At 61.0% G+C, this 13,373-nt stretch carries 10 protein-coding genes and 2 tRNA genes; 7 read left to right on the top strand and 5 right to left on the bottom strand.

Features of this window, described 5'->3' with window-relative positions; translation table 11 throughout:
* The first annotated feature begins 2 nt into the window (after positions 1 to 2).
* From WM40_RS08390 to WM40_RS08380, 3 genes are all read left to right on the top strand, one after another.
* Positions 3 to 78 (top strand) — tRNA-Gly (locus tag WM40_RS08390).
* Positions 79 to 202: 124 nt separating this feature from the next.
* Positions 203 to 276, top strand: a tRNA-Cys gene (locus WM40_RS08385).
* Between the two features lie 161 nt (positions 277 to 437).
* On the top strand, positions 438 to 893 hold the full coding sequence (locus WM40_RS08380) for a GNAT family N-acetyltransferase (RefSeq protein ID WP_024901475.1): 456 nt from the start codon (positions 438 to 440) through the stop codon (positions 891 to 893).
* A gap of 132 nt (positions 894 to 1,025) precedes the next feature.
* Here the strand turns inward: WM40_RS08380 and WM40_RS08375 are convergent, their stop codons facing one another.
* On the bottom strand, positions 1,026 to 1,580 hold the full coding sequence (locus WM40_RS08375; protein ID WP_052738237.1) for a copper chaperone PCu(A)C: 555 nt from the start codon (positions 1,578 to 1,580) through the stop codon (positions 1,026 to 1,028).
* A gap of 447 nt (positions 1,581 to 2,027) precedes the next feature.
* On the opposite strand from WM40_RS08375, the gene otsB reads away from it, so the two are divergent.
* Positions 2,028 to 2,783: a trehalose-phosphatase gene (otsB, locus tag WM40_RS08370; protein WP_036006774.1), complete on the top strand. Its 756-nt coding sequence runs from the start codon at positions 2,028 to 2,030 to the stop codon at positions 2,781 to 2,783.
* 63 nt (positions 2,784 to 2,846) lie between these two features.
* Positions 2,847 to 4,226, top strand: a complete 1,380-nt coding sequence (otsA, locus tag WM40_RS08365; protein WP_024901489.1) for an alpha,alpha-trehalose-phosphate synthase (UDP-forming) — start codon at positions 2,847 to 2,849, stop codon at positions 4,224 to 4,226.
* A gap of 87 nt (positions 4,227 to 4,313) precedes the next feature.
* Here the strand turns inward: otsA and WM40_RS08360 are convergent, their stop codons facing one another.
* Entirely contained in the window at positions 4,314 to 6,185 is a 1,872-nt protein-coding gene (locus tag WM40_RS08360; protein WP_046152633.1) for an ABC transporter ATP-binding protein, read from the bottom strand.
* Positions 6,186 to 6,724: 539 nt separating this feature from the next.
* Here WM40_RS08360 and WM40_RS08355 point away from each other — a divergent pair.
* Positions 6,725 to 7,798: a glycosyltransferase family 4 protein gene (locus tag WM40_RS08355; protein WP_024901472.1), complete on the top strand. Its 1,074-nt coding sequence runs from the start codon at positions 6,725 to 6,727 to the stop codon at positions 7,796 to 7,798.
* A 243-nt stretch (positions 7,799 to 8,041) separates the two neighbouring features.
* On the top strand, positions 8,042 to 8,773 hold the full coding sequence (locus WM40_RS08350) for a hypothetical protein (protein ID WP_024901471.1): 732 nt from the start codon (positions 8,042 to 8,044) through the stop codon (positions 8,771 to 8,773).
* On the opposite strand, the gene WM40_RS08345 is transcribed toward WM40_RS08350, so the two are convergent.
* The 3 genes from WM40_RS08345 to WM40_RS08335 form a co-directional block, all read right to left on the bottom strand.
* Complete coding sequence (locus WM40_RS08345; protein ID WP_052738236.1) at positions 8,770 to 10,788, bottom strand: ArnT family glycosyltransferase; 2,019 nt, start codon at positions 10,786 to 10,788, stop codon at positions 8,770 to 8,772. The genes WM40_RS08350 and WM40_RS08345 overlap by 4 nt on opposite strands.
* Before the next feature lie 175 nt (positions 10,789 to 10,963).
* Complete coding sequence (gene alkB / locus WM40_RS08340; RefSeq protein WP_036006771.1) at positions 10,964 to 11,626, bottom strand: DNA oxidative demethylase AlkB; 663 nt, start codon at positions 11,624 to 11,626, stop codon at positions 10,964 to 10,966.
* Positions 11,627 to 11,732: 106 nt separating this feature from the next.
* Positions 11,733 to 13,244 (bottom strand): MFS transporter, encoded by a 1,512-nt coding sequence (locus WM40_RS08335; protein WP_046152632.1) that lies wholly within the window; start codon positions 13,242 to 13,244, stop codon positions 11,733 to 11,735.
* Between the last annotated feature and the right edge of the window lie 129 nt (positions 13,245 to 13,373).

Here is a 13,373-nt window from a genome sequence, read left to right as displayed (position 1 = left end):
TTGCGGGAGTAGCTCAGTTGGTAGAGCGCAACCTTGCCAAGGTTGAGGTCGCGAGTTCGAGCCTCGTCTCCCGCTCCAAACAAAAAGGGAAGCAGGGCTTCCCTTTTTACTTCCATCACCATCGGTGTAAAAGCAGCTAGATGATGGATCCAATCGGACGCATCACGCTGCTGAAAAGTTCACCGATGGCTTGTTGTCTTATGGCGCGGTAGCAAAGCGGTTATGCAGGGGACTGCAAATCCCTCCAGGCCGGTTCGACTCCGGCCCGCGCCTCCATATCTCGTAGTACATGTAGGAATCCGGCCTCGCACCCTGCGACGCTGGATTTTTCTTTTGGGACGCCAAATCGGTTTTTCGGTAATGTGTGCCATTGCAATGCAACGAATCAGGGTTTGCGATAGCATGACAGTCCATGACGGTGTTGGCGGGGAGCAAGCATGATCGAGTGGTATTGCAAGCGCTTTGACGAAATGACCGTCGAGGAATTGTACGGCGTGTTGGAAGCCCGTTCGACGGTGTTTGTCGTGGAGCAGCGCTGCGTGTACATGGATATCGACGGCCGAGACCGGAAGGCCTGGCATTTATTCGCGCTTGACACCAGCCTGCCGGATGCGCCGCTGGTGGCATACGCTCGCCTGTTTGGCCCCGACGACGAAAGCACCGACGCCCGCATCGGCCGCGTGCTGACCGTGTCCGAATTCCGGGATAGAGGGCTCGGCAAGACGTTGATGCAGAAAGCGTTGCAGCATGTGCAGGATGTGTGGCCTGGCGTGCCGGTGCGCTTGAATGCGCAGCAATACTTGCGCGCCTTCTACGAGTCGTTCGGGTTTTCGAAAGTCAGCGGTCCGTATCTGGAAGACGGCATCCCGCATCTGGATATGCGCCGCGCCTGACGCGGTCGAACGTCTTTTCCCCCACCTTTCATGGTGCACCAGCCGTCCGATCGAGACGCGCTTCGCGATGCATGCATCGCTGCCGGTTTGATCGATACGGTGTCTCCGGCGGACGTGCGCCGCCCCATTGCCTTACTGCAAGCGAGTGGGCGGGCCGACCGTCATCGATACGACGATCGTCTGACCGTCGGCCAGACGCAGTCGCAGTGACACTTGCTGTCCCACCGCGATCGGATGGCTGGGCCGCATCAGCATCCAGTGATAGCCATCCGCCGCGCCTGGCGCCATCCGGACTGTCGCGCCAGCAGGAATCGTCAGCGCTGTTACCGCCGTCATCGTGTCGTGATCGTGCGTGTGGACAGTCTGATGCAACATCACCTCGCCGTAATCAGGACTGCTCGCGCCAATGAGGGTGATGGGGCCACTGCGTCTGTTCGTCACCGTCATGTACCCGGCAGCCGGGAGCGCCCCCGGTAGCCACCTTACCCAAGCATGGTTGACGTCGACCCCCTCGCCGGATCGATATGCCGATTCGGATGCGGCCGAGTGGGTCGCGGAAGGGATGGGGGCTTCCGTGTAAGCCTGCGTAGTCGCCCCAGACGCGGCGTTGGCCGGCATGACCCCCGCCAGGGCTGGCAACGTGCAAAGCGGCCACGGCGTCAATAAGACGCCCAAGGCCATGAACATGCTTGGCCACCGTGCGCGGCGATTGCGGAAGAGAAGGCAGGTTGGGCGCATGAGCGAGAGCGTAGGGTGTGAACGTGGCGTGATGGGGCAGATGACAAGGTAGCGACGCGATGCGCGGAGGCGCCGCCGTGCTGACAGGGATGCATCGTATGCCCGTGTTGTCGCCAAGTGTAACCGTGGAGCCCGCTTGTTACGATCGCGTTACCCATTCGCGGTGCCGATGCCATGGCACCCCTTACACCCCATTGTAAGATGCGAACGATGTGCATGCAGCCGCACGCGCCGTACGCACGGTGGCACGCGGCGCGTGTATGGGGCCCATCCCCATCCCGCACGGACCCGACGGACATGCGATGCCCTATCGGCACGCCCCTTGCCTATGCGGTGTGATTCACCTGTATCCCGGGCGCCCGATCCCCGGACCTATTCTCACGGAGCAATTGCGCGATGCTTGATTCCTCTACGCTGCCGCGTCTTGGCGATACCGCTTTTTTCTTCGACTTCGATGGCACGTTGGCGCCGCTGGCTCCCACGCCTGACGCCGTACGAGTTGCTGATGGTGTGATCGATGCACTCGCGACGCTTCAACGTGCCACTGGAGGGGCGGTAGCGATCGTCAGTGGCCGGCCGATTCATGAGATCGATCGATTCCTGGCGCCGCTGGCGCTTCCGGTCGCCGGGTCACACGGCGCGGAATTGCGCTACGGTGCGAGCGTCGATAGCGAGGTCATTCGAATCGGTTTTGGCGATCCACGCCTCGAAGCCATGCGGGCGCAACTCGCACCGATCGTCACGGCCCAATCGGGACTGTTGCTCGAGGTCAAGGGTGCCGGCCTGGCCGTGCACTATCGAGCGGCGCCGCACTTGCAATCGTTGGTCGAGCAGGTGACGACCGACGTCGTGCGAGCGGCCAATGCGACGCAGGAGGCGTTTGTACTGCAACCCGGCAAGATGGTCGTGGAGATCAAGCCGCACGGCGTGGACAAGGGCAAGGCCATCGAACGGTTTCTGGAGCACTCGCCATTCGCGGGCCGCAAGCCGTTTTTTGCGGGAGATGACCTGACCGATGAGAAAGGCTTCAAGGTCGTCAACGCGCAGAATGGGGTGGCCGTCAAGATTGGTGAAGGTGATACGATCGCGGCACGTCGTGCACCATCGGTCGAGGCGTTTGTCGAGTGGCTGGTTCGGGTTGCCAACCAGTAGAATGCAGGCAGGCAACGGCTATCTCGACAGCCGGACACACGCAAACGAAAGCGGGATGAGGTGATGGGACGTTTGATTATCGTATCGAATCGGGTTGCCCCGATTTCGGAGGGCGGCCCGGCCGCGGGTGGTCTCGCGGTGGGTGTCTACGACGCGCTGCGTGAGACCGGTGGCATGTGGTTCGGATGGAGCGGAGAGGTCATCGAGGAGGACGATCCGGCGCGTTTACACGTCGGTGTCGAGCAACACGGGCCGGTCACTTTCGCGACGATCGGCCTGACGCGGCGCGACTATGACCAGTATTACCGTGGCTTCTCGAACGCAACCTTGTGGCCCACGCTGCATTACCGGACCGACCTCACCGAATACGATCGCGCCGAGTATGAAGGCTATAAGCGAGTCAATGGCTGGCTCGCGCGCCAACTGCTGCCGCTGCTGCGTGACGACGACGTGATCTGGGTCCACGACTACCATTTGATGCCGTTTGCCGAAACTCTGCGGGCGGCGGGGGTCCGTAACCGTATCGGCTTCTTCCTGCACACACCCTTTCCAGCCGCGCAGGTTTTCGCGACGGTGCCGCCTCATGCGGACCTGGCGCGCGGTCTGTGCGCCTACGATCTGGTCGGCTTGCAGACGGATCCGGACTTGCGTGCCTTCATCGACTATATCGAGCACGAAGCAGATGGTACCGTCGATGCCGACGGGACCGTGCGGGCGCATGGGCGGACCTTGGCCGCCCATGCCTATCCTATTGGCATTTATCCGGACGAATTGGCCGCGCTCGCCGAGGCCGGTAGCCAGAGCGAGGTGCTCGGCAATCTACGCAAGACGCTGCTGGATACCAACTTGATCGTCAGTGTCGATCGACTCGATTATTCGAAAGGGTTGACTGCGCGTTTCCGCGCATTCGAGTCGCTACTGGCGACGCATCCGGAAGAGCGTCAGCGCGTGTCATTCATGCAGATTGCACCGCCCACGCGTAGCGATGTCCATGCCTACCAGAACATCCGCGATCAATTGGAATCGGAGGCCGGGCGGATCAACGGTCGCTACGGCGAGATGCATTGGACGCCGATCCGCTATATCCATCGGCAGTATGATCGACCGGTATTGGCATCCGTATTCCGGCTCGCGCACGTCGGCTTTGTCACGCCTCTGCGCGATGGGATGAATCTGGTGGCGAAGGAGTACGTGGCGGCGCAGGATCCGGAAAATCCGGGCGTGCTGGTCTTGTCACGGTTTGCCGGCGCGGCTCGGCAGATGACCGGCGCGTTGATTGTCAATCCGCTGGATATCGAAGGGATGGCAGATGCACTGGCCCAGGCGCTGCATATGCCACTGGACGAACGTCGTGACCGTTACCAGGACATGATGGACATGATGCGCCGTGAAAGCGTGTCGATCTGGCGGGATACTTTCCTGCGCGATCTGGGACGGGTATAGCGGGAAGGAACCGCCTGCCGCCGTGCCCGCGTCACGCCGCGCTGAATCCGTCGTGACCGGCCCGCCCGCGTGGTGCGCCTGGCGCAATCAGCGGCTGATGGCGGCCAGTTCGTTTTCCGGGACTTCGCCATCCAGCGCGCCCGGGTTGCTTTGGCGGCTCAGCAATTCCCGATAGAGGCCAGGACGGGCGCGCAGCTCGCCAGGCGAACCATCATCGATGACCTTGCCCTGATTCATGACGACGATCCGGTCAAAGCCCTGCAAGGTCGACAAGCGGTGTGCGATGGCCACCACTGTACGGCCACGCATCAGGCGATCGAGCGCCTGCTGAATCGCGACTTCCGACTCGCTGTCCAGCGCCGACGTTGCCTCGTCCAACAGCAGGATCGGCGCGTTTTTCAAGATGGCGCGTGCAATGGCGATGCGTTGCCGCTGACCGCCGGACAACTTGACACCGCGATCTCCAACGATCGTGTCGAAGCCTTCGGGCATGGCTTCGATGAATTCGGTGCAGCGGGCTTCGCGCGCGGCCGCGTGCACTTCCTCCGGGGTGGCCTCCGGCCGACCGTACTGGATGTTCTCGTACACGGTGCGGTGGAACAACGAGATGTCCTGCGGCACCAGCGCGATGGCATGGCGCAGGCTCTCCTGGGTCACTCCTGCGATACTCTGACCGTCCACCCGGACTTCACCGCTTTGCGGATCATAGAAACGTTGCAGCAAGGCCAGCACCGTTGATTTGCCCGCGCCGGACCGGCCGATCAGGCCGACCCGTTGGCCCGGCTCGATCGTCAGATTGAAATGTTCCAGGATAGGATCGCGACGAGGATAGGCAAACGACGTATTGACGAAGTCGATGCGGCCGCCTTTTTCCACCAATTGCTTGGCGTCGTCGGTATCCGGCATCCCGTGCGGCTGCAGCAGCGTCTCCACGGCTTCCGCCAAGCGTGCAACGTGTTGTGTGACGTCGACCAGCGCCACCGCCAGATCGCGTGTGCCGTGCAAGATCGTGAACCCGAGCGAACTGACCAGCACGATGTCGCCCGACGTGGCCTGGCCTTTCTGCCACAGGATCAAGGCCCAGCCCAGGAGACCGGCCGACAGCAGGGCGGTCACGACCGCGTGCAGCAGCCGCAGCTTTTCGAGGTAGATCAAGCTGGCCGTACGGGCCGTCATTTCGCCACCGACCGTCGTGGCGAATCGGTTCTGTTCGCGGAATGTCGCGCCAAAGGCGCGGACCAGACCCATATTGCCAATGACATCGACCAGTTCGCCATCGACGGAGGCGGCGCGGCTGGCAAACGCATGGTGACGCTTGGTACCACGCCCGGCAAGCTTGTAGAGCACGATCGACAGAACGGCTGACGAACCGAGCAGGCCGGCGGCCATCAGCGGGTTCACGGCGATGATCATGACGATCGCGCCCACCACCGCGATGCATGGCGGCAACACATTCCAGGAGAACGTGTTCTCGGCAATATAGCTGGCGTTGGACGTGGCAGTGATGCGGCTCGCAAGCATGCCGGGCTGCTTCTCGGCGAAGAAGCTGGGCGAATGACCGCTCAGGTAACGGAACAGGTCGCGCCGCAGGTCGCCGGTAACCTGGACAAAAGTGTGGCCGGCAATCCAGCCTCCCACACGCCAGGACAGGTTATCCGCGGCAATCAGGGCGACCAGAATGCCAAAGGCACCCCAGACGGCCGTATTGTGGGCACGGCCTTGCCCGAGCACGTCGATCAGGTGTTTGATCGCATACTGCGATGCCAGCGCGCAGCCGACGGCGACGAACACGCTGACGAGGACCACCAGGTGAGACACCGGGCGGCGTTTGATATAGCTGAACAAGAACGCCAATGGGCGCTTGGCATAGCTCGCCATGGCCGCAAAGTACGCATTGCGTTCGGCCGGCGAAAGTTGCTCGAAAGCGGTATCGGTCGGACCGTTATAAGAATTCGACATATTTCTGGACCAGGTACGGATCGAGGCGGATCAAAAGTGCAGTTCGAACGGAAAGTTACGTCCGGCGCTTGCGCCAACGGACCGCGGAGCGGGCAGGGGAGCAAAGATATGAAACCCGCTGCAAAAATCGTCTACCGCTCTAAAACAGTCTGCCATCGATCGTTGTCGGCTGCCGAGGGTGCGCTTCGTTTTCCCGAAAAGGGCGAACGGCGCATGCCCCCCGGCAGGCGGACAAGTCACTGTACGCGAGCGTCGTGTACGCGTGATTGTCTTAGTGTTTCATTAATGTAACAACGTAAATAGTTTGAAATTTGCCAAAGACACTACCGAGGTGGACAGGGATAATCCGCCGTGCACACCTGTCAATACCGTTTAATGTGCCGTGCGTCGCTGCCTATGGCACACTTCGGTGAAGCAGGAACCGCATACCAGTCTCGCATTTCCCACGGCGCCTGTTTTATTGGACCAGGACCCATGTCGAGCGTGGTTGTATTGTTGGTTTTTAGCGTATCCCGATATATTCCGAAAGGGGAATTGCAATGCGTATCGCCCAGATCGCCCCGTTGCACGAGGCCGTCCCGCCGAAGCTCTACGGCGGCACGGAACGGGTCGTATCTTATCTCACTGAGGCATTGGTGGAGCTTGGCCATGATGTGACGCTGTTCGCCAGTGGCGACTCCGTGACCACGGCGAAGCTTGATGCAGTCTGGCCGCAGGCGTTGCGCCTCGATCCGACAATTCGGGATACGGTAGCACCGCACATGCTGCTGGTAGAGCACGTCCGCCAACGGGCGGAAGAATTCGATGTGCTGCATTTCCATATCGATTACTACCCATTCGCGTTGATGAGCCGTCAGTCGGTGCCCCATATGACGACAATGCACGGCCGGCTGGATTTGCCGGAACTGCAACCGATCTTTCGGGCGTTCCCGGGCGAGTTTGTCAATTCAATCTCCGATCACCAGCGCCAGCCGCTGCCGCAGGCCAACTGGCTGACGACCGTGTTGCATGGTCTGCCGGAGAAATTACTGATGCCGCGCAAGGACATCAAGCCAAGCTACCTGGCGTTTTTGGGACGGATCTCACCGGAAAAGGGCCTGGACCGGGCGATCCGGATCGCCGCGCGTGCCGGCATGCCGTTGAAAATTGCGGCAAAGCTCGATAACGCCGATCGTGCCTACTACGAGCGCGACATCAAGCCGTTGTTGTCGCAGGCACATGTCGAATTCATTGGTGAAATCGGTGAATCGCAGAAAGCCGAGTTCCTCAGTGGCGCGCATGCACTGGTGTTCCCGATCGATTGGCCGGAACCGTTTGGCCTCGTGATGATCGAAGCCATGTCCTGCGGTACCCCGGTGATCGCGTACAACCGCGGTTCGGTGCCGGAAGTGATCGAGAACGGTAAGTCAGGCTTTATCGTCGAGGATGAGATTGGCGCCGTGGCAGCGATCAATCGCTTGCACTTGCTGCCGCGTGACGGCGTGCGGCGCTGTTTCGAGCAGCGCTTCACGTCTAGGCGGATGGCCATGGAATACGTGGCGGCCTACGAGCAATTGATCGAGTTGCAACGGCAGCAGCGCCCCTCGTTGCGTGAAGTCGGCGGCGCCAAGTAAGCCCTTAGTGGGGCGTGATACCCCTGGATGAAGCAGGGCCGTTGTGTGAAAATACAACGGCCCTGTTTGCATTCCGGTCGTCCTCGGGATCGATACGTCTGCAGTGATCTCCGTGGCGCGATCGGTCTCCGTCGGGCGGGGCTTTCCGGAGAAGGTGGCGATTCCGTCAAGATTGCGCGGCGCAGTGTTGGCTGATCCCTATAATGCACCACAAGGTTCCCGCGATCGATCGGAGAAGGAGCAGTGCTGAGCTCGCAGCAAGAAATAGAAGACGCCGCGCCCGGAAGCGGTGCAATGGTTGCGTTACGCGCGATCGGATTGTTGTTTGCCGCACGCTGGCTGCAGGCCATGTCGGAGACCGGTTTCGCGGACGTGTTGCACGATATCGGTTCGTCGCCGGTCGCGTTGTTGCATCTGTTGTATATCTTCCTGTTGATTGCCTTGCCAGGGGCGCGTCCGGGTCCCGCCCATCCATATCAACCTTTACCGGCCTGGTTGCGGCAAATCCTCCGGGCGCTGTCGTTGTCATGTCTGGCGCTGGCATTGGCGTCGATTATCGTTTTCACCTTGAAGACCGGCTTGGCCGCGTTGGTGGAGGCGGTGAAGACATCGAATGGCTGGCTGGTGATGGCGCCGGTGCTGTATATCCTTGCCAGCTGGTTATGCCGACGTCGCGCGTTATGGCGCACGCGGGCGACGGCGAACCGATTCGCGATAGGCTCGATCGGTATCGCGCTGGATCCCGATGCACGGACGGTGATCGTCTGGGACCAGAATCGGCAGATTGGGCAATATCTGGCAAGTGAACTCGGCCTGCATCAGAAGCGTGCTGGTTTGTTCACTCGGATCGAGCTGATCTGGTCATCGCTGGCGGCGGCTGGACACAATCGCAAGCGCGTGTTCAGGATTCGCACGTGCAGCGCCCGCGACCGTGCATCGGCGTTGGCGCTGGACACCGCTCTCAAGCGACTTTAATCGCGCGACGCGTCCCGGTACACCAGCAGGCGTTCACCGGTGTCGCCTTGTCGTGCGCCATCCCAATAGAGAATCCATTTTTTGTGCCGCGTATCGATGTTCATGTCGGTCGGTGGCGTGTGCGTCCCATGTTGGACGATGACCCAGCGGCAGGCGTTATCGGCGAGTGCCTGCACGCTGCCGGCAGGGTGGGGAGTGCGTCCCGTGAAATATTGCAGCATCGGCGCTTCCGATTCTCCTAGCTTGATTGAGGAGACGCAGTCGCCGGCATGCCAATCATGCTGCCATCGCACGGCTAACGTCCGATAGACCGGCCCATAACCCTTTGCGCGATCGAGCCAGGGCAGTAGCAACGTATTGACAAGACCCCACACCAGCGTCAGGCCGGCACACCAGGACATGACGCCGCGCCAGGCACCAGTGCAGCGGACATGGCGCAGCAACAGCAGCCAGCACACGGTCAACATTATCGCTGCGGCGATGATGCCCGGCGGAATCGCCAATGGAAAATCCAGCGGTAGCCATCGGCCTAGCCATTCGGTGGCATCGACACTTCGGCGGGCCAGGTAGGCGAGCGACGCGTGGCTGCCGATGTGGGTGGGGGCCGCGGTCTGCGCGGGCCCGATCAACCCCATCGCGCTGCCAACGCTCCGCGCTGCCCAGACAAACCATATCAGGATGGCAAAAGCGCCGAAGAGCACGCGGCTCATCCAGTCCCATCCGACCGTCGCGAATTGCGTGGCCACGCGCGCGGCGGCGACGGTGCGATTGGATCGGGGGTGCCAATTGGCTAGGCGATACAGCGCATCGGCCGCCAGCAGCGCCGCCGGCACCGTGAACGGCAGCAAATACAACTGCCGTACCGTGGCCGACTGCCCTAGCATCACGAGACCGACGCCACAAAACAGCGTTGCCACGCCCAATGCCGGTTCGCGCAGTCGCTTCCAGCCGCCGAGCAGGAGGCCGGCGAAGGCTAATGGACCCACCGGAAAGCAAACGCCGAACATTGCTTTCCAAACCAGGCCGGGCTCATTGTGGGAGCCCAGTTGCGCGACGGAGAAGCCGAGGAAGCGGCCAATGTTGTTATCCCAGAACCAGACCATGAACAATGCGGGCGAGGCACGATACAGCAACGTGGGCCAGATCAGGATGAATGGCGCGCTGGACAGTAGTGCGATGCCGATTGCCGTCCAGTAGCGCCGTGTCCTGCAACCGCGATAGCACAGCGGCAGCGTGAGTGTCGTTAGGAGGAAAATGCCTGGAACGAATACACCTTTCGATAGAAAGGCGATTCCCACGCCGATACCGAACAGCACGGCTTCGCGGTGCCGTGCGCTGTGTGCGGTACTGCCCGCGCACGCCGCGACGATACGGCAAAGCGCGGCGAAGCCGATCGCGGTGCCGGCGATGAGCGCCACATCGGAAAACAGATCGTGCAGATGTTTGACCACCAAGAACGTGCCTGCAAGCAGGGCGATCGTCGCGGGAACGGTGAAGCGCCGTGTGGCGAGCGCGTATGGGCCAGGCAATGCGGGGGATGCTTTCGCGGGAAACGACACGCAGGCCGCGGCGCGCACCGTGAACACCAGCGTCAGCGCGGCGTAGAAGAGCGTTGCAAAACGTGCGGCGTTGTAGAGCGCTAACGGCGGGTGCATGAGCCACGCAAAGAACGCCGCGGTCCACATGAAGAGGGGCGGCTTCTCCATGAATGGCTGGCCGGCGTTCGTCGGAATCAGCCATTCATGCGTGTTCAGAAAGTGGGTGATGATGCCAAACGTATAGGTCTCGTCTTGCTTCCACGGTTCATGCCCCACGATGCCCGGCAGCAAGTAAGCAACCAGCCATGTCGCGCACGCCGCCATAAACCACGCGTACCGCGCGTCGAGGGAATGGAGGCCGGCATTACCCGGCCACCACAACGCCGTGCCGGCGCGTATCGCCAATTTCTGTGCCGACGGGATATCTTCCACATCGCCGCGGCTGCGGCCACCCAGCCAGCGAGGGAACTTTGGCATAACAATAAATGTAGAATTACTGATTACTTTCGATGCGGTAAGGTAGCGCCCTCGAACCACGTTTCATCCTGCCAAACATCGCAGGGGTTACTAGCTTACCAGTGCTTCGGGTCGGGATGGGAATCAGCGAGTAAATTTCAGATAGACAGACTTGTTTGGTCGGGGCGATGCCGCTTCAGCCGGCCATTCGTAAGGTGATATTTATGCGTTGACGGCCCCATTCCCGGTGATGAGCGTCCTTGACGGGAAGGATGCCATGAAAGCGGAGTCGATCCACGCCACCCCAGACCACCACGTCGCCGTGCATCAATGGTATGCGCTGCGTCGGGTCCCCCCGTTTCATTCCACCGAACTGGAACACGGCCGGAATGCCGAGCGACACCGAGACAATTGGCCGGCGCATGTCGCGTTCGTCCTTGTCTTGATGCAAGGACATCTTGGTGCCCGGACGGTACTGGTTGATGAGGCAGGCATCGGCAAGAAAATCCGCGAAACCCGCCGCATGCGCGGCATCGTGTCCGAGCGTACGGATCACGTCGGGCATGGACGGCCACGGTTGCCCCGTTTGTGGATCGACTGACGTGTAACGATAGCCGCGCCGGTCCGTGACCCATCCCAATGTGCCGCAATTGGTCAGCGCGACCGACATCGTATAACCCCCGGGTGTCGCCATGCGGCGCAGGGGCGCGCTTTCGATGATCGACGTGACGGCATGCAGCAGTTGGTCGACGACGGGTAACGCAAAGCCACGCAACAAGATCGTTTGCTCACCCACTCGCACCCGTTCGAGGAGCGGAATGGCGGTGCCGTCGTCGGTGAAGAGGTCACGGGTATGCATTCGGATATTCTACGCTGTATGGACGACGTATTTCGCATGCGCCACGCAGTGGAATCGGTATGGCCGATTGATTCCACGCAAGCGCCGGATGCCATGCGCGATATGCTTACGTGGCCGTCGATGGCGTTCCGGACACGTCTCGCCTTCGGAGCATGTATGTCGTCGTACAGATAATCAGGATTGCCATCAAGATCGCTTCAGCAGTCAGTGTCGCGATAATGGCATGCAGGTATTGCCCGTTGCTCGCGTGCAGCGCTTGCGCGAAAACACCTCCCAGCAGCGTTGCGCCTAATGCGAAGGCTGCCTGTTGCAGCGTGCTGAGCATGGCGCTGCCGCCGCCGGCAAGATGCGTCGGGACATCGGAAAGGCCGATTCGGAAAAAGTTGCTGACGATAAATGCCTGGCCGAAGCCGATCAGGATGCTGGCCGGTATCAACTGTAATAGCGTCGGATGTGGCCAAGTATGGGCGAGGGTGTAAATCAGAACGAGCAATCCCAGGATCTGGATGATCGATCCGCCCAACAGGGTTGGCAACTTTCCGAAGCGTTCCACCATCCTCGAGGTCCATAACGCGGAGATGAAATAGGCTGTTCCCAAAGCGATAAACGCATTCCCCGACTGCAAGGCGGTCATGCCCACCCCTACTTGCAGGAATAAGGCCATCGCAAACATGAACCCGGCCCAGCACGAGAAGAACAGGATACCTAGCAGCAAGGCAAAGCGAACGCTGCTCAAGCGCATCAGTGATGGTGGTAACAGGGGAGCCGGAAACGGTGACATGTTGCCCCGTGCATGGGTGTGCAGCACAGCGGCGGGATGCGTTTTGGCAGGATCGGCGACATGCTGCGCACGTCGTTCCTGGCGCATTTCGACGCGCCATAATGCCCAGCCCAGGACGGGGACCAGCAGCAATGGCACGATGCTTTCCCACGGCCAATGATGCACCGGGCCGATCGAAAGCGGTACGAGCAGGCACAGGATGACCAAGGACAACAAGCTCGTGCCCGGCCAGTCGATCCGTGAGGCTTGCGGCGCGAGGGTTTCCGGCAGTGCCCGGCGCATATTCCACAGTACGGCCACGCAGATCGGCAGGTTGATCAGAAACACGTTGCGCCAGCCGAGCCCGGCAATGTCCATTGTCACCAGCAGGCCGCCCAGGACCTGGCCGATCACGAATGCCAGACCGCCGACGCTGCCATACAGTGCCAATGCTCGAGAATGTTCCCGGCCTTTCAGCGTGACGTGAATGATCGCGAGAATCTGCGGCACGATCAGCGCGGCGCCTACGCCTTGCAACACCCGTGCCGCCAGCATCAGCGTTACGGAGCTGGACAAGCCGCACAGCAGCGAGGCTATTCCGAAAAGCGCCACCCCCCAGCCGAATATGCGACGCCGCCCGAGCCGATCTCCCAGCCGGCTACCCATGGCAAGACAGACGGCAAACGCCACGCCGTAGACGGCGACCACCAGCTCAAGTTGCGCTTGATTCGCGCCCAGTGCGCGGGCGATAGGATCGAGCGCTACGTTGACGATCGAGAAATCGATCAGCGGCAGCAATTGACCGGCCAGGAGGATATACAGGCCGGAGCAGCCAAGCCGCGGGGTATCGTTTTGCATGAGGGAAGTCGTACAGCGAGAAGGCCACTTTTGCGGCAAGGTGGCGGTCGTTTCGGTTGTATTTAAAAGAACGCCATTAATCGGGATGCAGGCGTTGCGCGTTGCAGGCGCATGATATGCCCATTAGGG

Source organism: Robbsia andropogonis, assembly GCF_000970345.1.
In the GTDB taxonomy this organism is placed as follows: Bacteria; Pseudomonadota; Gammaproteobacteria; order Burkholderiales; family Burkholderiaceae; genus Robbsia; species Robbsia andropogonis.
This window is presented reverse-complemented; position numbering and strand designations above follow the sequence as displayed.

What these genes read in the sequence shown, in the direction of transcription:
- WM40_RS08360 (WP_046152633.1), bottom strand. Translation starts at nt 6,185, where the DNA reads ATGTCGAATTCTTATAACGGTCCGACCGATACCGCTTTCGAGCAACTT.
- otsB (WP_036006774.1), top strand. Translation starts at nt 2,028, where the DNA reads ATGCTTGATTCCTCTACGCTGCCGCGTCTTGGCGATACCGCTTTTTTC.
- WM40_RS08375 (WP_052738237.1), bottom strand. Translation starts at nt 1,580, where the DNA reads ATGTTCATGGCCTTGGGCGTCTTATTGACGCCGTGGCCGCTTTGCACG.
- WM40_RS08355 (WP_024901472.1), top strand. Translation starts at nt 6,725, where the DNA reads ATGCGTATCGCCCAGATCGCCCCGTTGCACGAGGCCGTCCCGCCGAAG.
- WM40_RS08380 (WP_024901475.1), top strand. Translation starts at nt 438, where the DNA reads ATGATCGAGTGGTATTGCAAGCGCTTTGACGAAATGACCGTCGAGGAA.
- alkB (WP_036006771.1), bottom strand. Translation starts at nt 11,626, where the DNA reads ATGCATACCCGTGACCTCTTCACCGACGACGGCACCGCCATTCCGCTC.
- WM40_RS08345 (WP_052738236.1), bottom strand. Translation starts at nt 10,788, where the DNA reads ATGCCAAAGTTCCCTCGCTGGCTGGGTGGCCGCAGCCGCGGCGATGTG.
- WM40_RS08335 (WP_046152632.1), bottom strand. Translation starts at nt 13,244, where the DNA reads ATGCAAAACGATACCCCGCGGCTTGGCTGCTCCGGCCTGTATATCCTC.
- otsA (WP_024901489.1), top strand. Translation starts at nt 2,847, where the DNA reads ATGGGACGTTTGATTATCGTATCGAATCGGGTTGCCCCGATTTCGGAG.